This is a genomic window from Liquorilactobacillus sucicola DSM 21376 = JCM 15457, from assembly GCF_000612445.1.
GTDB lineage: Bacteria > Bacillota > Bacilli > Lactobacillales > Lactobacillaceae > Liquorilactobacillus > Liquorilactobacillus sucicola.
Genome location: NZ_BALC01000002.1, coordinates 406,627 through 425,495 on the forward strand (window position 1 = coordinate 406,627; position 18,869 = coordinate 425,495).

General features: G+C 37.9%; 19 protein-coding genes and 1 pseudogene. 13 read left to right on the forward strand and 7 right to left on the reverse strand.

Going from position 1 to position 18,869, the window contains the following annotated elements; genetic code table 11:
- Positions 1–65: 65 nt before the first annotated feature.
- Both JCM15457_RS11670 and JCM15457_RS05190 read left to right on the forward strand, forming a co-directional pair.
- On the forward strand, positions 66–419 hold the full coding sequence (locus tag JCM15457_RS11670) for a LacI family DNA-binding transcriptional regulator (RefSeq protein ID WP_051993298.1): 354 nt from the start codon (positions 66–68) through the stop codon (positions 417–419).
- Entirely contained in the window at positions 395–1,087 is a 693-nt protein-coding gene (locus tag JCM15457_RS05190) for a substrate-binding domain-containing protein (protein WP_235725592.1), read from the forward strand. Before JCM15457_RS11670 ends, JCM15457_RS05190 begins: the two co-directional genes overlap by 25 nt.
- 306 nt (positions 1,088–1,393) lie before the next feature.
- On the opposite strand, the gene JCM15457_RS05195 is transcribed toward JCM15457_RS05190, so the two are convergent.
- The 5 genes from JCM15457_RS05195 to JCM15457_RS05215 all read right to left on the reverse strand — a co-directional run bounded on the left by JCM15457_RS05195 (position 1,394) and on the right by JCM15457_RS05215 (position 4,793).
- A complete protein-coding gene (locus tag JCM15457_RS05195) occupies positions 1,394–1,816 on the reverse strand; it encodes a hypothetical protein (protein WP_034988266.1) in 423 nt (140 codons plus the stop codon).
- A gap of 77 nt (positions 1,817–1,893) precedes the next feature.
- Entirely contained in the window at positions 1,894–2,730 is an 837-nt protein-coding gene (locus JCM15457_RS05200; protein WP_235725583.1) for a helix-turn-helix domain-containing protein, read from the reverse strand.
- Between the two features lie 113 nt (positions 2,731–2,843).
- Positions 2,844–3,164: a hypothetical protein gene (locus tag JCM15457_RS05205; RefSeq protein WP_034988267.1), complete on the reverse strand. Its 321-nt coding sequence runs from the start codon at positions 3,162–3,164 to the stop codon at positions 2,844–2,846.
- Between the two features lie 4 nt (positions 3,165–3,168).
- Positions 3,169–3,897: a hypothetical protein gene (locus tag JCM15457_RS05210; RefSeq protein WP_034988269.1), complete on the reverse strand. Its 729-nt coding sequence runs from the start codon at positions 3,895–3,897 to the stop codon at positions 3,169–3,171.
- Positions 3,894–4,793, reverse strand: a complete 900-nt coding sequence (locus tag JCM15457_RS05215) for an XRE family transcriptional regulator (protein ID WP_034988270.1) — start codon at positions 4,791–4,793, stop codon at positions 3,894–3,896. The genes JCM15457_RS05210 and JCM15457_RS05215 overlap by 4 nt, the downstream gene beginning before the upstream one ends.
- Before the next feature lie 750 nt (positions 4,794–5,543).
- Here JCM15457_RS05215 and JCM15457_RS05220 point away from each other — a divergent pair.
- The 3 genes and pseudogenes from JCM15457_RS05220 to JCM15457_RS05230 all read left to right on the forward strand — a co-directional run bounded on the left by JCM15457_RS05220 (position 5,544) and on the right by JCM15457_RS05230 (position 8,888).
- A pseudogene (locus JCM15457_RS05220) lies at positions 5,544–6,661 on the forward strand (5-methyltetrahydropteroyltriglutamate--homocysteine S-methyltransferase).
- A gap of 340 nt (positions 6,662–7,001) precedes the next feature.
- Positions 7,002–7,820 carry an aldo/keto reductase gene (locus JCM15457_RS05225; RefSeq protein ID WP_034988271.1) on the forward strand — a complete coding sequence of 273 codons (819 nt, stop codon included), beginning with the start codon at positions 7,002–7,004 and terminating at the stop codon, positions 7,818–7,820.
- 387 nt (positions 7,821–8,207) lie between these two features.
- Entirely contained in the window at positions 8,208–8,888 is a 681-nt protein-coding gene (locus tag JCM15457_RS05230; protein WP_034988272.1) for an MgtC/SapB family protein, read from the forward strand.
- Positions 8,889–9,061: 173 nt separating this feature from the next.
- Here JCM15457_RS05230 and yjeM read toward each other — a convergent pair whose 3' ends face one another.
- Together yjeM and JCM15457_RS05240 are read right to left on the reverse strand one after the other, a co-directional pair.
- The gene (yjeM, locus tag JCM15457_RS05235; protein WP_268870106.1) at positions 9,062–10,564 is read right to left on the reverse strand and encodes a glutamate/gamma-aminobutyrate family transporter YjeM; all 1,503 of its coding nucleotides are present in this window, start codon (positions 10,562–10,564) and stop codon (positions 9,062–9,064) included.
- Between the two features lie 258 nt (positions 10,565–10,822).
- Complete coding sequence (locus tag JCM15457_RS05240; RefSeq protein ID WP_034988274.1) at positions 10,823–11,413, reverse strand: sigma-70 RNA polymerase sigma factor region 4 domain-containing protein; 591 nt, start codon at positions 11,411–11,413, stop codon at positions 10,823–10,825.
- 217 nt (positions 11,414–11,630) lie between these two features.
- Here JCM15457_RS05240 and JCM15457_RS05245 point away from each other — a divergent pair, with 217 nt between their 5' ends.
- The 8 genes from JCM15457_RS05245 (at position 11,631) to JCM15457_RS05280 (ending at position 18,860) form a co-directional block, all read left to right on the forward strand.
- Positions 11,631–12,386 carry a hypothetical protein gene (locus JCM15457_RS05245; RefSeq protein ID WP_034988275.1) on the forward strand — a complete coding sequence of 252 codons (756 nt, stop codon included), beginning with the start codon at positions 11,631–11,633 and terminating at the stop codon, positions 12,384–12,386.
- Positions 12,387–12,689: 303 nt separating this feature from the next.
- A complete protein-coding gene (locus JCM15457_RS05250; RefSeq protein ID WP_034988276.1) occupies positions 12,690–13,646 on the forward strand; it encodes an LCP family glycopolymer transferase in 957 nt (318 codons plus the stop codon).
- A 363-nt stretch (positions 13,647–14,009) separates the two neighbouring features.
- The gene (locus tag JCM15457_RS05255; protein ID WP_051993300.1) at positions 14,010–14,678 is read left to right on the forward strand and encodes a sugar transferase; all 669 of its coding nucleotides are present in this window, start codon (positions 14,010–14,012) and stop codon (positions 14,676–14,678) included.
- Between the two features lie 124 nt (positions 14,679–14,802).
- The gene (locus JCM15457_RS05260; protein ID WP_034988278.1) at positions 14,803–15,567 is read left to right on the forward strand and encodes a YveK family protein; all 765 of its coding nucleotides are present in this window, start codon (positions 14,803–14,805) and stop codon (positions 15,565–15,567) included.
- Between the two features lie 12 nt (positions 15,568–15,579).
- Positions 15,580–16,329: a CpsD/CapB family tyrosine-protein kinase gene (locus tag JCM15457_RS05265; protein ID WP_034988279.1), complete on the forward strand. Its 750-nt coding sequence runs from the start codon at positions 15,580–15,582 to the stop codon at positions 16,327–16,329.
- Positions 16,330–16,369: 40 nt separating this feature from the next.
- Positions 16,370–16,774: a glycerol-3-phosphate cytidylyltransferase gene (tagD, locus tag JCM15457_RS05270; RefSeq protein WP_034988280.1), complete on the forward strand. Its 405-nt coding sequence runs from the start codon at positions 16,370–16,372 to the stop codon at positions 16,772–16,774.
- Complete coding sequence (locus tag JCM15457_RS05275) at positions 16,774–17,946, forward strand: CDP-glycerol--glycerophosphate glycerophosphotransferase (RefSeq protein ID WP_034988282.1); 1,173 nt, start codon at positions 16,774–16,776, stop codon at positions 17,944–17,946. Before tagD ends, JCM15457_RS05275 begins: the two co-directional genes overlap by 1 nt.
- A complete protein-coding gene (locus JCM15457_RS05280; RefSeq protein ID WP_034988284.1) occupies positions 17,943–18,860 on the forward strand; it encodes a glycosyltransferase family 2 protein in 918 nt (305 codons plus the stop codon). The genes JCM15457_RS05275 and JCM15457_RS05280 overlap by 4 nt, the downstream gene beginning before the upstream one ends.
- Positions 18,861–18,869: the final 9 nt, after the last annotated feature.

Below are 18,869 nucleotides of genomic sequence, written 5' to 3' on the forward strand. Positions count from 1 at the left end.
GTTTAGTTTCATACGTGGTATTCCACTCTCATTGATATAAAATATGATCATTTTGGGAGTAGACTATGGGCAAGAAAATGTCAATCAAAGAAATCGCAAAATTAAGTGGAGTGTCTGTCTCAACCGTATCTAGAGTTATTAATGATAATGGTCGTTTTTCGGAAGATACGCGGCAACGTGTTTTGAAAACGATCAAAAAATACAATTATCAGACTAACACCCTTGCTAAGGGCTTGAGAATGAGAAGATCGAACACGATTGGGATCATTGTACCGGATCTATCGAACACATTCTTCTCCTCATTAGTTGAAAAAATGGAGAATCAGTTTTTTCGAAAAATTATTCCACGATTATCTGTGATACGGGAAGAAACTCTGATAAGGAAGAGGCATATATTCGAATGCTGGAGGCAAAACTGACAGATGGGTTAATCGTAATTTCTGGTAAGAAAACCTTTGATACGAATATTCTTAGCCGCCCGATGCCTGTTGTTTGCATTGATAGAAAACCTAAAGGAAAAAAAACGCTTTTTGTTAGTTCAAATCATTATCAAGGTGCGGTAATCGCAACAACCGAGTTGCTCAAAGCAGGAACTCAGCCAACTCTTTTCAAAGTATCTAGGAATTCTTCTTCTATTTTGGATAGAATACGCGGCTTTAAGGATACAATGAAAAAAATGGGGGCGGAGCTGCATAATAGTTCAATTATTAGCTTAAGCTCTGATTATCGTGCAGGCTCAGATGATAGAAGATTGGAGATTAGAAATAAATTACGCAAGTTGATAAATGCAGATAAATTACCGCTAGGAATTTTTGCGACAAGCGATACACTAGCTGCAGACATTATGATTGCAGCTAGAGATCTGCATCTTAGCATTCCTGGGGATTTAAAGATTATTGGTTTCGATGATGCTCCAATTTCTAGGTATTGTTATCCCCAATTAACAACGATTCGTCAGGATATTTCACAGATTGCAAGTCAGGCTAGCCAGCATTTAATAAATGCAATTAACAACACAGATGATGATGCGGAGGATTCTGAGGACACTATTATAGATGTTCAGTTAGTTGAAAGATCCACTGTTTAATGCTAATTAAACGCGCAAAAGCTACTTAACTTAAATAGCTCCATTGGAAAAAGATGTGCTTTTTCTGATGGAGCTATTCCAATGTTAAGCGTAACAGCCTGACTTATGGAACACGCTTATACGAAATGAACATAGGAGCTGGATCAAAAATTATTTTTGATCCAGCTCCTATGAGTTTGTGAAGTATTCAGGTACGCTATTAAAATAAATAGCTTAATATAACCATCTTTACTGTGGGTATGTTTACAATGCACACAATGTCCGTTGGGATGCTCCTCTAATGATGAAGTTCTAACGGCCGAAGGTTTAGTCTTGGTAACCTATGCTTTCAGCTAATCTTTTTAATGCATTTAGATTCTGCTTGAAAGAATGTTTTGCGATCGGAGCCAGTATCCCTGTTGGCAGTGGCAAGGATGGTTGGTCCGTAAGCAGCAAAGTCTGTTCAACAATGGTTTTACGATCCGTGGCGGTTATCTTGAAGAGAGCATCATATGCTAAACGTCCGCCAGTACTATGGTAGGTAATGCTATCAGCAGTCGTGGCAATAGTCAGAACTTCCTGCTGGTTGAGGGCAGAGGAATCACGCTTGATCTCAAAGCGATTATGGTCTGCGTTAACGACCTGAATTTCCGGCACCCATTCAAGCAAGTGCTGTGGATTTTTGAGAATGTTTTGAATAACCTCTGGTGCAGTGTTGATAGTGATTAGGTTCGTAAATAATTCTTTCATAATGATGTAACTCCTTTCAGTTGATGATCTAAGCATAGTTGAAAGAAGTTGCTGGCAAAAATAAGAATTCTTATATTTTAGAACTTGGTAAAAATCTTTTCAGCGAAGAGGTCCTTAAAAACAGCAGACCTTTGCTCAGCTTCAGCTTTTTTGTTGGTGTCATCCATTTTTTGAGCTGCTTTAGCCATCAAATAGTAACTATTTGCAAGCATATAGTGTGAGTCATGAGCTGTAATGAAATCGATGCCCGTTATTAATTGCTGCACACATTTTCTGTAGTTCTGATTTTGATAAGCAGAGAATGCACACAAGTAATAGAGAATGTTGAGATTAGGCGCATAAGGCGCATTTTTCAATTCAGCAAATCCTTGCTGATATAAGCGCTCACTTTCTTTTTGCATGCCAGTGCTGCTTTTGAAAAATGCCAGACTGGCTAAACAAAGGCGATCGAGCGTACTCAGAGGTGTTCCGCTTTTATGGTCTGCCAATGCAATTTGGAGATCTTTATAGGCATTTTCAATTTGACGTGAGGCTTGAAATTCTGCTATGGCTAAATAATAGTAATATGACTGCGTTTGTGCAGGGGTTTCAATGGCAGACAGTATGGCAGACGACTGTAAAAATAGCAGCATTTCAGTATAACGATGCTCGTTGCACAACACCTCTAATCTGCTATTAAGATCTGCCTTCGTTGAAACAGCGTAATTTTGCGCTAAGCTCAAGCTTTCAAGGCTGAGTGCTAGTCGTTGGCAAAGTGCGATGACTAGCTCAACGTTTGGACTGTATTTATCATGCTCAATACTTGAAAGCATTGCTTGGGAACAGATACCTGCGCTGACTTCTTTTTGGGTCAACCGCTGTCGTTTACGTGTGTCCAATAATATTTTTCCAATAGTTGTTTCCGTTTGAATCACCACCAAGATCTTTTTGACTATTATAACAGTTCAAGTAAGGTAAAAATAAACACTTAGAATTTAAGTTTAACAAATATGTTTCAATAAGCTATTTGTTGTATAGCTCAAACCACTTAAAGTCTGCGACCGCTGTTGCACTTTTCCTTCTTCAGGGCGTTGTAACCTGCAATATATGCAGAGATTTCAGATATACGTCCGTCAGAAAATTTGTTGATTAAAGCAGTTGTTTTTGCGGGATAGTGACGAAATGTGCGGTTACTATTGTAATCTTGGACGGCTTGTTGATAGCCAAGACAGTAATCGCTGCGGGTATCCCGTTGTTCTTGGCCTGTGCTATAAGTTTTAGGACGATAGTATTCAGGGTGTTCCTTAGATGAATAAAAGTTTCCTTGCTCGTAATTTTCTTTTATAAAATCATGCAGTTGCTGTAGCATTGCTTTACCTCGCTTTCTTGATCAGCTTGAACCAAAGTATTCCAATGAAGGGAAGAGTTGTAAGACAAAATGAAATGAAGAACTTTGTCAATTCGGTACCAATTGGAGCATGTGCAAGCAAATGTGTGCCGATGGAGTATAGATAATAACCCGGGAATACTTTTTGAATAGCAGTTATAAAATGTTCGAAACTATTATTAGCGAATGTGCTGAATGGTACAATAAAGAGCGCGGAAATAAACATCAGCGGTGCACCGGCAGCATCCAGCACTGCACTTTCCATGGTCAGACCTAAGACGAAACCGATAATACTGTAATAGATACCAAAAGCAATCAAAAGAATTAGTGAAATCAATAATGCGGCATTCAAGCTGAGTGTTCCAAGTGCTAGCCCCACAAGAACGATGATTGCCATAATCATACCGTTTAGAACTAACTGTGTAATAAGCTGATCGACCATAAAATGCCAGATTGAATAGTGGGAGAGGTTGGCTTTAAGCCGATAGAAACGGCTGCTATTACTGATACGCTTGCTGAAAGTTACGATCGAATTTCCTGTGATCCCCATTAGACAAGCAACCAGAAACCAGATATATTTTGTTGTTAACGGAATCTGCTGATCTGTGTTCGTGAGTTTGAGCATGAATAAGTACCAGAAGCATGGAATTAGAATTGTAAAGAAAAAGAAGCGCCGATTGCGTAAAACTTGTTTTAGTTGAATCCATCTGATCATTGTATTTGTGCCTCCCCATCATTATATTGCCGATACCATTGTTCAATGGTTTGATTGTGACTGTGAATCGTGTCAACAGCAACATCCTGTGCTATTTTGCCGTCTTTTAGCAATAAGACACGTGAAAAATATTTGTCGATTTGGTTGAAATCATGCGTGATCGTGATAACACAGCCCCCGATGTGGTCTAAGTAGCGCCAGAAAAAATCGATTGAACTCAGATCCATGCCGACAGTTGGTTCGTCTAACAGCAACAGCTTAGATTCACGCAAAAGGGCGAGCAATAATGACAAACGCCGTTTTTGACCGCCAGATAACTTACTGACATAGGTATTTTTTTGTTTTTCTAAACGAAATTTGCTGATCATTTGTGCAATGAATGCTTTAGAATAAACCTGATCGATCAACGCGGCGAGTTGAACATGCTCAATTACTTTCAGATCGCCCATCAGCACATCTTCTTGAGGCATAACGTTTAAACTATCTGTATTATTGACATGACTTGTGATGCTGCCGCTGTCTGGCGTCAGTTCGCCATAGATCATTTTGGCAAGCGTTGATTTACCTGCACCGTTGCTTCCAAGCAATGCGATCCGGTCTTTACCATAGATATTCAAGGTGATACCATTCAAAACAGGCTGCGTGAATGATTTCTTTAAATCACTAATTTTAATTATTAGATCGTTAAGGTTTTCCTTGCCTAAGAGCAAGAAATCCAAATCAACGCCTAGAATTTCGGATAAAGTGATCAATTTATCGATCCCAGGTTCCGTTTCACCATTTTCCCACTTTGAAATAGATTGGCGTGAGACATAGAGTTTACGTGCGAGATCATTTTGCGACAGATTTTTACGCCGGCGCAATGTTATTAATTGGTGCGAAAAGATATTTTGCATACTATGTATTAACCTCCTGTTGAGTACTTAATTTATTATCCATTAAAATAGTTCTAAGTAAATATATCTTCAGGCCACTTATAGATGCTGAGTACGCAACGTGAGGTTGCATTGTTGATTTAGCAGCTCTAGGAAACGCTAACTAACTAAACGGCAAGATGATAAAAATAGACCTAAGTAGGTAAATAGAAAGAATCCTTGAGCTAAATGTTTTTCTTGAATAGGAAACAATGTATCAGTAGTTTGGAAATTAACCACATATTCCAGATATAGTCTGGGTTTGAATATGGGCAATTTTGTGGTAAGCCCAATTTAGTATATGCCGTGCAGCTTAAAATAGATGAGGACCACAGTTTAATAAAGCAAAAAGCAGTGATTTGAAAATAACAACTTGACAAACTATTTAGCAGAAGCTAGAATTTTAAATCAGTGAGAGAATAATAATGTGATGCGATGAAAAGATGAGTAGCTGCTAAAATTATGCTAAGAAAACTCATGTGTTGCTGAAAATGAGTGATAGTTAAGTGGTGAAAATGGTCTTGGAGCTGTACGTTTTCGAGCCATAGTGTAAGAAAATGTTGTTTGGTACCCATTAATGTACCAGAGTACAGTACTTGTTGCTATACTCTCAGAGTTGTCTAATGCAAGTTAGGCAAATAAAAAGGTGGTACCGCGACCAGTTCTGTTCGCCCTTGGAATTTTACTTATTCCAAGGGCTTTTTTTGCATTAAAAACAAAGGAGAGATTTTGATGACAAACGCAACTAGTGTTAAAAAATATCCAAGCAGGTATGATATTGCAGGTAGCTTTTTAAGACCAGAAAGATTAAAACAAGCACGTGCAGCCTTTCAACAAGGTAATCTCGAACGTGCGAAACTGACTGCTATTGAGGATGAAGAAATAAAGCGAATTGTTGCTAAACAAGTTGAATTAGGGTTAAGAGATGTAACTGATGGTGAGTTTAGACGCAGTTGGTGGCACTTAGACTTTTTTGATGGTTTAAATGGTGCAAAGTTTTTTGAACCGGATCATGGTTTTGTTTTTAACGGGCAAGAGACCAGAAGAGGCGGCATTAAGATCGAAAATAAGCTTACCTATAATCCTGAGCATCCTTTTTTTGCAGGTTTTGAACATCTCAACAGCATTGTGCCCGATGGAGTAGTCGCGAAGCAGACGATTCCGAGTCCTTCTGTTTTCTTCCCCAATAAAGATGCCGAAATTTATGATGAATATTATCATTATGATTTAGAGGCGTTTTTAGCTGATGAGATCGAGGTCTACAAACAGACAGTGCAGCATTTCTATGATCTGGGCTGTCGTTATCTCCAAATCGACGACACTTCATGGGGAATGTGGGCAAGTTTTTCAAAAAATGTTATTAATCCTGAATTAAAGCCATTATGTGAGGCAGCAGTCAAAGCAATAAATGCCATTGCAGATAATAAACCAGATGATTTAGTGCTAACAATGCATGTTTGCCGTGGCAATTACGATTCAAATTGGGCAGGTGCTGGTGCTTACGATCCAGTAGCAGATTATTTGGCGCAACTGCATATTGACGGTTATTTCTTGGAATACGATGATGAACGTTCAGGTGGGTTTGAACCTTTAAAGAAAATCGCTGCTAATGGGCGCTCGCAACGAGTAGTCCTCGGACTGGTTACTACCAAGAAAGCAGAGCTTGAAGATAAAGCTTTATTAAAAGAAAGAATTGCTGCTGCAAGTCAATATGTTCCACTGGATAGTTTGTGTCTGTCCCCCCAGTGCGGTTTTGCTTCGACTGAAGAAGGAAATCACCTGACAGAAGATGATCAATGGAAAAAATACAATTAATTGTTGAGACAGCAAAAGAAGTTTGGTCCGATTAAGTGAACAGGGATGTTTTTGGTAATTATTCTAAATTGAGGAACTTTTAAGGTGTTTTAGGCGCTTCTCTTTTATTTCGTATAAACGTGTTCCATAAGTCAAAATTCTCCGTCTAGCTTCGAATTACTCATAGCAAAGTGCTCGCTATGTTCGTAATTTCGAGTTAGTACTAAAATTTTCCCGACTTTGTACTGCCTTAAAAAAGTTGGTTGGAGCATAGAATGGTTGCAGACACACCTATAGGCTCAAGCCGCTTTACTCGTCATTTTATGAATTGAATGACATAATATAGGTGCCAAACGATGAAGTATGAACAATACAGAGGTATAGAGGAGGAATTCTATGTCGATTTTGACTGATACATTTACTTTAAATAATGGTGTAAAGATTCCCAAGGTTGGGTTTGGTACCTGGCAGATCCCAGATGGGAAACAAACATATAATGCGGTCGCAGCTGCTCTGAAGGCAGGTTACCGGCATATTGATACTGCGAAGGTTTATCGCAATGAAAAAAGTGTGGGGAAAGCCATTCGCGATTCGGGTATTAAACGTGAAGATATTTTTCTGACATCCAAGCTGCCCGCTGAAACGAAGACATATGATGGTGCAATCGCGGATTTTCGCTCAACGATGGAGACGCTTAATGCTGGCTATCTTGATTTATATCTAGTCCACGCTCCATGGCCATGGGCTGAAAAGGGCGCTAACTATGATAAGGAAAACGTTGAGGTTTGGAAGGCAATGCAGGATATCTATGCTAGTGGCAAGGTCAGAGCAATCGGTGTTTCTAACTTTAATGTACACGACCTGCAAAATATTTTGGCACGGGCTGAGGTTAAACCGGCAGTTGATCAGATTCGTTACTTTGTTGGCTATACTGAGCCAGAGATAACCAAGTTTGCCAAGGAAAATGATATCTTAGTTGAAGCATACTCACCACTAGCGACCGGCGGTATTCTGCAAAACGCAGCTATCAAGAAAATTGCGGCTAAATATAATGTCAGTGTGGCACAGTTGGCGATCAAATTCGTGTTGCAAAATGACGTTCTGCCACTGCCAAAAGCTGCACACGAAGAGCATATCAAGAATAACGCTGAATTGGACTTTACGATTTCAGCAGAAGATCAGCAGAAGCTAAATGATTTAACTGGAACTGACTAGCTGGTCTGGAAATTGATATAAAATGTTCCATTGCGTTACAGATTTTGTGTATACGAGTTTAAACAAAAAAGTGACTATTGCAATACAACATGTAGAAGTTGAATTGAAGGACTGAGCCAGATGAAATGGTAACCAGTCCTTTTTGTTTTCACTAAAACAACATTTTTGACACTGCTTAGGGTAAACGCTATCCTAGGCATAAGATTCAAGAAAACAGTCAACTTGCCGGTAAGTATAAAAAAGGGGAGATACCGAGATAATTCTCGACTTTTCAATAGTTGAAACTGTCAGCTCAGGTATATGAGGGTATTTTTTTATAAAAGCTTCTATATATTAGTGTGAATGAGATAGACCATGCATCGCAGAAGGGAAGGGGCGTGCGGTAAGATGGAGACGCAACTGGACTATTTTTTAAGACTGATCGAGGCAGTAGCATGCGGTGGGCTAGTTGGTTATGAACGACAGCTCCGTTTAAAATCAGCGGGTATTAGGACACATATGCTGATTGCTCTTGGTGCAGCGTTGATGATGATAATTTCCAAGTATGCTTTTTTTGATGTGTTGGCTTACTCACAGGTTGATCTAGATCCTTCAAGGGTGGCATCTCAGGTTGTCAGCAGCATTGGATTTATCGGAGTTGGGGCGATTTTAACTTATCGCCATGGAATTGAGGGCCTTACTACTTCAGCAAGTATCTGGTGCGTGACGGCTATTGGACTAGCTATCGGAGCGGGTATGCATTTATTAGGATTTTTCGCGACATTATTGATTTTAGCGGTTCAAGTATTATTGCATCATCGCCATTTCTTAGATGGCCTGCCGGGGGCATTGGAAGGACGATTGATCGTACACCTAAAGGGAGATACAGCTATGATGGAAAGGATTGTCAATGAATTGGCAAACCAGAAAGTCAAGAAGCTCCAAGCAATCGTCTTAGCCTATGACTCTGAGAATCTGATCTTCAAACTAAATTTTGTTATTCAAAAAGAAGAAGAATTAAGCTTCATCGTTACCTTTCTTAGCCAATATAAACAGATTACAGAAGTAGAGAATGTAAAGACGCTATGAGGAGCGAAGCCGGAAGCTTGCGGCAGTTTCAAGAAGTGGTGGCAGAATAAAAAACACCAACCGTCATAAGAGGTGCTTTACCGGTTAGGTGCTATTTGTGCTGTTCTACGTTTGCAATATGTGGTTAATGCCCGAGAGTGGCTAGTTACTTATAGACTCCTATTGCTCATTAACTAAGCATTTTTGTGTTTGTAGATCAAGTACAGCGCATATCCGATCAGGCCGAAGAGAATTGGACCGACGATCTCGAGGAATAGATCCCAGTACTGGTTAGCTGAGATAGAGGAAACGACGGTCGCACCAATACCAACAAGCAGCAGAATGTCTGTTAGTCCAACAACCAAGTAGGTCAGCGTACTGCTCTTAAAGAAGATAAAGTCCTTCTTGAGCGGATTTTTGTACTTGTAAAGAGCAAAAGCCGTTACTAGGAAGAGGTATGGCAAGGTTGATGAGATATTATCCATCAAGGTCAACACGTTATAGAAACTGACAGCAGTCTTGCCGCCAAATGAAGTCAATGCCAGCAAGATTGAAACAATAACTGCTTGGCTCCACATGGCATTGGCAGGCATCTGATGACGGTTGAGCTTAGTCAGTGAACGCGGCCATAACGCCTTAGGTGTTCCAAGGATAAATGATTTGATCGGCATGAAGGCGATTACGAAAAAGGAACCGCAGTAGCTCAACAGCATCATGAAAGCCGCAAAGCGTGCACACCAGAAACTGAAGGTTGGAGCCAAGCTATCCAGTCCCAGAGAGACTGCCAGTGTATAACCGAGATTACTCATCAGAACATAAGTCGTATTGCCAAGGTTGACAGAAGAATCACTGAAAGTCTTGCTCCAATTCGCTGAAAAGCCCCACATAAAAATGAAGAGGGCATAGACGGCGGTGATTGCAAGAGTTCCTAAGCCCATTGCAATTGCAAAGTTCTTTTTGGCATTCCGCATGCGATCAGAAACACCGCCCAGGGCTTCGATCCCGGCGTAGGCGTAAACCGCGAAGATAACAAAAGAAACTGTCTGACTCAGTGACTGGTAGTTTTTCCGCGGAGAAACGAAGAGGCTGCGCGGTAGGTGAACAGGTTGCGCCAGTTCAAAATGATTCGCAACGAGTACAACCAGACTGACGACGAAGAAAAAGACAGTGATCGCAACGGCTGCTAGCCCACCGATCGCTGCTAGATGAACGACTTTACCAAGACCTCTAGTTGATATAAAAGTAATCGTGCAGAAGAAGAGGATGCTGATCAGACCCAGTGTTGTCGTCGAATCAAGGTTAAGAAGGTGCCATTGACCAGTTCGATCAGCACCGGAAAGCGTTGTTGACAGCATGATCCAGATCTTAGAAACAGTCGAAACAATTAGAATAATCCACGAAGCGATCCAGACGAAACCGCCAATGAAGGCCCACTTAGTGCCTAGAGAATTTTGCAGCCATGAATAAACGCCGCCAGCTTCATGATGCAGCGCAGAACCGAATTCGGCGAACATCAGGGAAGAAGGAACGAAGAAGAGCAGTGCGGCAAGAATATACCAGATGATACCGGCATAGCCCATTGTGTAGTATGCGATCGAAGTATTGTCGAAGGCAAAGGTTGATGTGAAGATCATCAGCATCATGCTTAGCAGGGTCACTTGCTGCGTCGGAGTTGCTTTTTTTGTCAAAGGATCCACCTCATTATAAAAATAATAGCTTGATTAGAAGAAAGAACGTAAAAATCACCGTTTTTTCATTATCATGCTCAAATTTTACACTAACTAGATGCATAAATAAACTTTATTTTTAAAATAAATGCCTTTTAAGCGTTTAAAAATTTAAAAAATGTATAGCTATAAACAAACTCTAATTAGTTAATGCTCCAAACATACGAAAAATCTGCAGCAAAATGTCACTTTACTACAGATTCTTCGCTGTACTTTTGGTAGTTCTGATCAAGCCGATAATGACTTGCTAGCAGCTGAGTCATCTGCGGCAAAAATGATTTTTGCTTTTCGTTGAACACCAGTACGCCAATTGTAGACACTTTGGCGTGAAACACCGTGCATTTTCGCGATCTGCGTAATTGGACGCATAAAAAGGAAACTTTCCCGTAGATATTTGGCTTCATTTTCTGTGCATTCTTGTAAGAGACGCTCGTAGAGTTCGCAGTTCACAGTTTCTTCTTCCGTATCACGGGTCGCGGGATCAGCCAAGTCGAAACTGAGCGGTGCATCACTCTCATCGTTAAGCATGCTATCCATACTTTGGCAGTTAGAACGATGCTGCTGTTCCTTGCGCAGCATGTCTAATAGACGCCAACGAATTCGTTGGTATGCGAAAAGCATTAGATCGTGTTCATTCTCCATGGTTGGGTGACGTTTCTGGTACGCAAGGTAGGCCTCAACGAAGATAATGCGGCTTTCTTGCAAAAAATCTTGATATTGGGGATGAAGCGGGGTGAGATGAAGTCGTTTAAAGACACCATAAATCAAGCGTTCCCGTTCATCGGATAGTAGAAATTCAAATGCAGCTGTTGTTGTCACAAGCATATCCTCCAGTATAGTTTATCGTATTTTTTAGGTTAGATTCGGGCCCTGAATCATTTTCAGGGTATAATAATGAGCAACAGGATAAAACACGTAGAGAAAGCGATTGAATTGTTAGAAAAAAAGTGTAAATACAAAAAATATTATTAGCTAATAATTTATATTTATTGTATAATGTAAGCGCACTCAAAAAATTGAAGGAAGTGACATCAGAATGGGGCAAGAAGTTAAATGGTTAGATGCAAGTAAGATCGAAGATGTTATTGCGCTAGGACAATTCGACGAGGACATCGAGATGAGGGCAGATAGTACACTGCTTATTCTGGATTGCCAGCAGTCTAAAATAAAGAATGTCAAATCAATTATTTTTGACATTAATAAGGGAATTTGCTTGTCTAAATATGAGACAAAGAAGCTGGTTAACCGGTTTGTCGAGAAGAATCCGGTAACCTTCGCGTTTAACCGGGCATTAATGCAGTTTGTGGGAAACAAGGGTGTGATGCCATATGTGTATGGTAGGGTTATGCTGATACCGCTGACAGGAGTAACACAGCGTTCTACTAACTGGTTTTTTGTGAACAATGTTTCAAGCTATACTTTCGATAGCATTGCCGGCAAGATCATCCTTAACTGCGAGAAGGTCTTCAATGAGCCGTATAAGATTGCTGTTAAAACCAAACCATCTTTTTGCAAGCGTGTGATCACGGCTGCGCAGACCTTGCATGACCTTGAACACGAGGTGTCCCTGCAACTTATTGTTGACCACTGTTCTGATTCCCCACAAGCAGCGGCTCACTATACCATGGATGTAAATCACGCAATCGTCGCTAAAATGCTCAAGCTCAGAGAGATCTACCATAAGCAGTTTGTTAGGTGCATGCTACAGACGCAAGAGTACGCTGATCCGTCAGACGATCTGGTTGATGAGGTCTATAATGATGTAATAAGAAAATTCGGCAGGTTAACGTAAAAAGTAAAATAATAACTATAGTAAGGAAAAGGGAGCTGACCAAAAGGTAAATTTTGGTCAGCTTCCCTCTTTTACTCCGTATAAACGTGTTCCATAAATCAGTCCCTAAATAGAGGATATTTGAGCAAGAGGGGATAATATTAAACTATGTTTCCTGATAAATTTTGCCGCTTTACTGTTAAGCTCTGATGATGGTATTTTAGAATGATTTAAATTAAATTTTCTTTTATTTAAAAAAGTGGTAGAATCAACCTGTGTGTTTGAAATAATTGATGATTAATTTTAGTTTGGAGTGAGTTTTTCTTGGCAAAAGATGAAATTAGAAGACATCACCATCATCATAAAAAAGGAAAGCGCAAGGTATGGAAGTATATCATAGCCTTTCTGCTTATCTTTTTTGCGGTTGATGCGGTGATTATATTCAAGATGTACAGTGATGCAAAACAAGCAGTTGATACAACCTATAAGAAGGTAAAACACGATAGCGGACGTGATAATGCAAAAAACATTAAAGAAGGCAAGCCGTTTTCGATTTTACTTTTAGGAACCGATACTGGAGAATACGGTCGTACATATAGGGGACGGTCAGATAGTATCATGGTGGCGATTGTTAACCCCAAGACCGAGACAACAACCTTAGCAAGTATTCCACGAGATACTAAAGTTGCAATTCCGGGGCATGGCTTCAATAATAAGCTCAACGCTGCCTATGCCTACGATGGGGTTAGTGGAGCTATGAGCATTATTCAAAGTTACTTGAATGTGCCAATCGACCACTATATTGAGATGAATATGGGTGGCCTAGTACAGCTCTCATCAGCATTGGGGAAAATTAAGGTCAATAATGACTTAGACTTCACTAACTTGGGTGTGCATTTCCCTAAGGGAGAAATTACAATCGATAAGGATAACATTCTAGCCTTTACACGGATGCGACATGAAGATCCACGAGGCGATTATGGACGCCAAAAACGCCAACGTGAGGTCCTAGCTGGATTGGTTAAGAAGATCACAACTGTGAATGGTGTAATGAAGTACCAAGACATATTGTCCGCACTTTCAAGCAACATGAAGACAGATATTACCTTTGACCAGATGAAGACGATCGCAAGTAAGTATCGCCAAGCAGATAATGTTAAACAGCTTCAGTTACAGGGGGACAGCCAGATGATTGATGGTGTTTCTTACGAAGTTGTTCCCCAGGCTAATCTTAACAAGGTTTCGGCACAACTGCGTGCAGCATTGGAGTTGAAGAATTAGAGTTTACACAATAGCATAAATGTTAGTCGATGGAGTGCTACTTGATGGTGGCACTCTTTTTTAATTTTATCCAATTAATTATAGGCTTATTTTAGAAGGTATTTACACGGCAGAAATGTTTTTGTGAATAAAATTTAATATTACTGAACTGTGTAAGTTTACAGTTTTCGATACATATTATATTGTGGTATAGTGTTTTTTTTGCACTTAAAACAGGGTTAAAGAGTCCAAGGTTGATTTTTTTAATGATAATTGTATAATTTTTTGTTAAAAAGGGTATTTAAATAAAAAGATTGAACGTGTATAATCAGAACTGTATTGTTGTTTAATGTATAAAAATTAATCTTTGGGGGAGCAGTGCTTATGCAGAGAGGTCAACTTGATGAATACCAGACCATTCATTTAGACCGTGACCGAATTGATCACAGGTATATTTATCGGTCGCTAAAACGTATCGTGGATTTTTTTTTCAGCCTCGGTGGTTTGATACTTCTTTTGCCTTTGTTCTTGATAGTAGCATTGTTGATCAAGTTAGAAGATCATGGGGCTATTTTTTATAAGCAGAAGAGGCTGGGTCGTGGTGGTAAAGTCTTTTATATGTATAAATTCCGCTCAATGTGTATGGATGCTGAAGAAAAACTTGCGGAATTAAAAAAATATAACGAAGTAGAAGGCGCCATGTTTAAGATGAAGCATGATCCTCGTGTTACAAGAATTGGCCGTTTTATCAGAAAAACTAGTATAGATGAGCTGCCACAGTTGTGTAACGTTTTAATGGGTCACATGAGTTTGGTGGGACCGCGCCCGCCTCTACCCAATGAAGTTGCTCAGTACAGTGATTATGATAAGCAGCGTCTTTATGTTACTCCAGGCTGCACGGGCTTGTGGCAAGTAAGTGGGCGTAATGAAGTAGGCTTTAATGAGATGGTAACACTGGATCTCAAGTATATTCAAAAAAGTAACTTATTATATGATTTTGCAATTATTTTAAAAACCATTAAAATTATGATTGTACCTAATGGAGCATATTAAAACAGATATAGGTACGACCAAATTTAAAATTGCAGTTTTAAAAATAAAGGCTAATAAAAAAGGATGTGAATAGGTCTAGTATTGAAGATATGAGTTTTAATATTTTAGTTGAAGGGGTAAATTAATGATTGAGCAAAATAATAATGAAACACTGATTGATATTCGACAGTTAGGGAGGCTGTTACGCAAAAATATTATTAGCCTAATTATGTGGATGGTGGCTGGGGTGCTGGTGTCGCTTATAGTTTCGTTTGTGTTTATGTCACCCAAATATAGCGCCACAACTGATCTTTTAGTTAGTCAAAAAGTCAATAATGAGCAAATTCAGTTTAATATACAACAGGCTGATTTGCAGGCAATTAATACGTATAAAGATGTGCTAAAAAAAGATGTAATATTGTCACCGGTTTTAAGAGAAATTCGGCGTAATAATAATTATAGTGGAGATTTAGAAGACTTAGCCAAAGCTATTTCAATTGAAAATCAAACTAATTCTCAGGTTATAAGCATAAGTGTTACTGACAAAAATGCTTATACTGCTGCAGATATTGCTAACACAGTGGGAGATGTTTTTAGCAAAAAAATAAAAAAAATGATGAAAGTTGATAATGTAGCAGTTGTTACTAAGGCTACTGTTGATACTGAACCTGTTTCTCCTAATAAAAAAATTAATACATTAGTTGGATTGCTTTTAGGTCTAATTATAGGTGTAGCTATTATTGTCGTTCGCAGTTTACTTGATACAACAGTGAAAGATGAAAAATACTTAACTGATGAGATTGGGTTAGTTAGTTTGGGAACGATTAGCCATATGAGTAAAAAAACAAACAGACACGCTGTTAGTGTTTTGTCTAGTGGTAGTAAAGTTGCACCTCGTAGACGCGTTTAAAGGAGAAAACGGATGAGATTTTTTACTAAGAAGAAAAAGAAATTATCAAATGATTCCATGGAAAATGGAGTTCATATGATTGCAGCAGCAGATCCTAGCTCAGTCATATCAGAACAGTTTAAGACGATTCGTACCAATATTCAATTTTCTAATGCAGATAAGACTTATAAGTCTTTAATGATGACATCTAGTTTTGCTTCTGAAGGTAAATCGACAGTTGCAGCAAATTTGGCTGTTACATTTGCAAATCAAGGATTAAAGACACTTTTGGTTGATGCAGATATGCGACGACCGACAATTAATGCAACATTTAGTATTGCAAATCCTAAGGGCCTGACGAATTATTTGACCGATCGTGATTTTGATATTAATGAAGCGATATATGAGACATCGACCGATAATTTATATGTTATGCCAAGTGGTCCTGTTCCTCCCAATCCTGCGGAATTACTCAATTCAAAAAGGATGGATGTTTTAATTGATTCTTTAGAAAAACAGTTAGACCTTGTAATTTATGATGCTCCGCCAGTTCTTTCTGTAACAGATGCTCAGGTTCTCTCCACCAAAGTGGATGGAACGATTTTAGTAGTTCGTCAAAATGTTGCTGAGAAGGAAGCAGTTCGAAGGACTGTAGAACTATTGAGACATGTCAAAGCCAATATCGTAGGTGTACTTTTGAATGATACCGAAATTTCAGGAGGAAACGGTTATTACGGGTATTATGGTTACGGGTATTATGGAAAAAATGAAAAAAAATCATAAATATGTTTTTTAGAGTATTACTTTGGAAAGGAAAATTAAAATGAAGAGAGTTATTACTTATGGAACGTTTGATTTATTACATTATGGTCATATAAATTTGCTCAAAAGAGCAAAAAGCTTAGGGGACTATTTGGTAGTCGTACTCTCCTCTGATGAATTTAATTGGGAAAAGAAACAAAAGAAGTGTTATTTTTCATATGATCAAAGAAAATTATTACTTGAGTCGATAAGGTATGTTGATATTGTTATACCTGAAATAAGTTGGGATCAAAAGAGGGAAGATGTTCATAAATACAATATCGATACATTTGTTATGGGAGATGATTGGAAAGGAAAGTTTGATTTTCTAAAAGAAGAGGGCGTTGAAGTTACCTATCTACCAAGAACACCAGAAATCAGTACAACTCAAATAAAAAAGGATTTGAAACAGAGGAATTTGATTTAATGCAAAAAAAAAGAATTGAATATTTCATAAAACACAATAGCCTTTTAAAAAAAATGTATATTTTTGTTGGAAGTTTGCTTTTGAGGTTATTAGGCATTTTTGTCAGCACAGATAAAAATTTAGTTTTAATCGTTTCAAATTTAGGGAAAAATTTCAAAGGAAATAGTCCTTATGAAATTTACAAACATACAAAAGAGAATTCTAATTTACAACATTTGAATTTTGTGTGGGCTTTTGATAGTAAACAAATAGAAAAAAATCCTGAAATTAAATCTGTAAGGATAGATTCAATCAAATATTTTTTAACTAGTTTAAAAGCAAAATATTGGATAACAGATGTTAACATAGAGAGAAGTCTAAATTATAAAAAGAAAGCTACGATTTATTTGAATACGTGGCATGGTGTGGCTTTAAAGAAGATAGGTAATGATGACAAAAATTCAGGGAGATATGATTATTCGGGCATAAACTATTTGTGTGTTTCTGGGAGACATGATGAAAAAGTATACACGTCCGCTTTGAATGCTAGCTCAAGATCTTTTCTTGAGGTAGGAATGCCAAGAAATGATAGAATTTATCATGCGACAAAAGAAGAAAAAGATGCATTGAAAAGAAAATTCAAAATAGATTCTAATAAAAAGATTATTTTATATGCTCCAACTTGGCGAGACAGCAGAGATAGTGGAAAAGATTATGATTTTGAAGTACCAATTAATTTTGAAAAATGGCAAAAGTTATTAGGCGAAGATTTTGTTGTCTTTATGAGAGCTCATGATAGAACTAGTAAGTTATTAAATGTTAAGTTTAATAACTTTGTGAGAGATTTTTCTGAGTATGAAGATTTAAATGATTTATTGATAGTTGCGGATTTATTAATTACAGATTATTCATCCATACTTTTTGATTATTCTATTCTTTTAAAACCGTTTATATGCTACTGTTACGACTATGAAGAATATTCGAAAAAAAGAGGCTTTTATTTTGATCCTAAAGCAGTATATCCAGATGGCGTAATGGAAAGTGAAGAAGAAGTTTTGAGCGAAGTAGGGAAAATTAACTATGAAACCAAAAGTGAAAGTGCAAATTATGTAAGAGATAAATTTATGGAATTTACCAAAGGAAATGCTACTGAACAATGTACAAAAGTCTTATTTGGAGGAGAATCTGATTGAATTTAGAAAAAAATGTTCTAGCAATTGTTGTAACGTATAATAGAAAAAAGTTGCTTAAGGAGTGCCTTACCAACTTGTTTTCTCAAAAATATGATTGTGATGTATTGGTAGTGGATAATTGTAGTACTGACGGAACAAAACAGTATATCAGAGATTTTTTAGAAAATAAAAAGTTAACGTATGTTAATACGGGAGCAAATTTAGGAGGGGCAGGTGGATTCAATTTTGCTTTAAAGTATGCTTCTGATTTGAATTATGAATACTTTTGGATTATGGATGATGATACCATGCCACCTAAAGATTGTTTATCAAATTTAATAAATGCAGCAAATGACTTAAAAAATGATTTTGGATTTCTATGCAGTTATGCTAAATTTACGGATGGAAACGCATGTTTAATGAATGTTCCACTGATTTCGGATGATTGGTACAATGGAAATAATATACATAATTCATTGATAAAAGTTAAAAAGGCTACATTTGTATCGTTCTTCTTAAAAAAAGAAATCGTTGAAAAAGTTGGATTACCAATCAAAGACTTTTTTATATGGGGTGATGATTCTGAATACACTCAAAGAATATCAAGAAAAACTGATAAGTGCTATATGGTTTTAAACAGTTTGGTTACCCATAAAATGAAAAGCAATAAACAGGGTGACTTTAAAGCATTTTTGGGAGAAGAAGGAGAAAGAGAAAAAAGATTCTTCTTTTCAGTTAGAAATAGGTTCTTTATAGCTCGGCAAAAGGGTGGAAAGGAAGTTTGTATAACATTGTGCAAAACATTGACTATGTTAATGTTAGTACCATTTTTAGCTAAAAGTCATCGAGTAAATAAGCAATTGATAATTCTAAAAGGAATTACTAAAGGAATGAATTTTAACCCTAAGATTGAGTTTTTGGGGAAAGCAAAATGAATTATTAGA

Coding starts and splice junctions, on each gene's coding strand:
- JCM15457_RS05265 (WP_034988279.1), top strand. CDS start 15,580: ATGAGATTTTTTACTAAGAAGAAAAAGAAATTATCAAATGATTCCATG.
- tagD (WP_034988280.1), top strand. CDS start 16,370: ATGAAGAGAGTTATTACTTATGGAACGTTTGATTTATTACATTATGGT.
- JCM15457_RS05210 (WP_034988269.1), bottom strand. CDS start 3,897: ATGATCAGATGGATTCAACTAAAACAAGTTTTACGCAATCGGCGCTTC.
- JCM15457_RS05260 (WP_034988278.1), top strand. CDS start 14,803: ATGATTGAGCAAAATAATAATGAAACACTGATTGATATTCGACAGTTA.
- JCM15457_RS05195 (WP_034988266.1), bottom strand. CDS start 1,816: ATGAAAGAATTATTTACGAACCTAATCACTATCAACACTGCACCAGAG.
- JCM15457_RS05245 (WP_034988275.1), top strand. CDS start 11,631: ATGGGGCAAGAAGTTAAATGGTTAGATGCAAGTAAGATCGAAGATGTT.
- JCM15457_RS05205 (WP_034988267.1), bottom strand. CDS start 3,164: ATGCTACAGCAACTGCATGATTTTATAAAAGAAAATTACGAGCAAGGA.
- JCM15457_RS05275 (WP_034988282.1), top strand. CDS start 16,774: ATGCAAAAAAAAAGAATTGAATATTTCATAAAACACAATAGCCTTTTA.
- JCM15457_RS05230 (WP_034988272.1), top strand. CDS start 8,208: ATGGAGACGCAACTGGACTATTTTTTAAGACTGATCGAGGCAGTAGCA.
- JCM15457_RS05255 (WP_051993300.1), top strand. CDS start 14,010: ATGCAGAGAGGTCAACTTGATGAATACCAGACCATTCATTTAGACCGT.
- JCM15457_RS11670 (WP_051993298.1), top strand. CDS start 66: ATGGGCAAGAAAATGTCAATCAAAGAAATCGCAAAATTAAGTGGAGTG.
- JCM15457_RS05215 (WP_034988270.1), bottom strand. CDS start 4,793: ATGCAAAATATCTTTTCGCACCAATTAATAACATTGCGCCGGCGTAAA.
- JCM15457_RS05225 (WP_034988271.1), top strand. CDS start 7,002: ATGTCGATTTTGACTGATACATTTACTTTAAATAATGGTGTAAAGATT.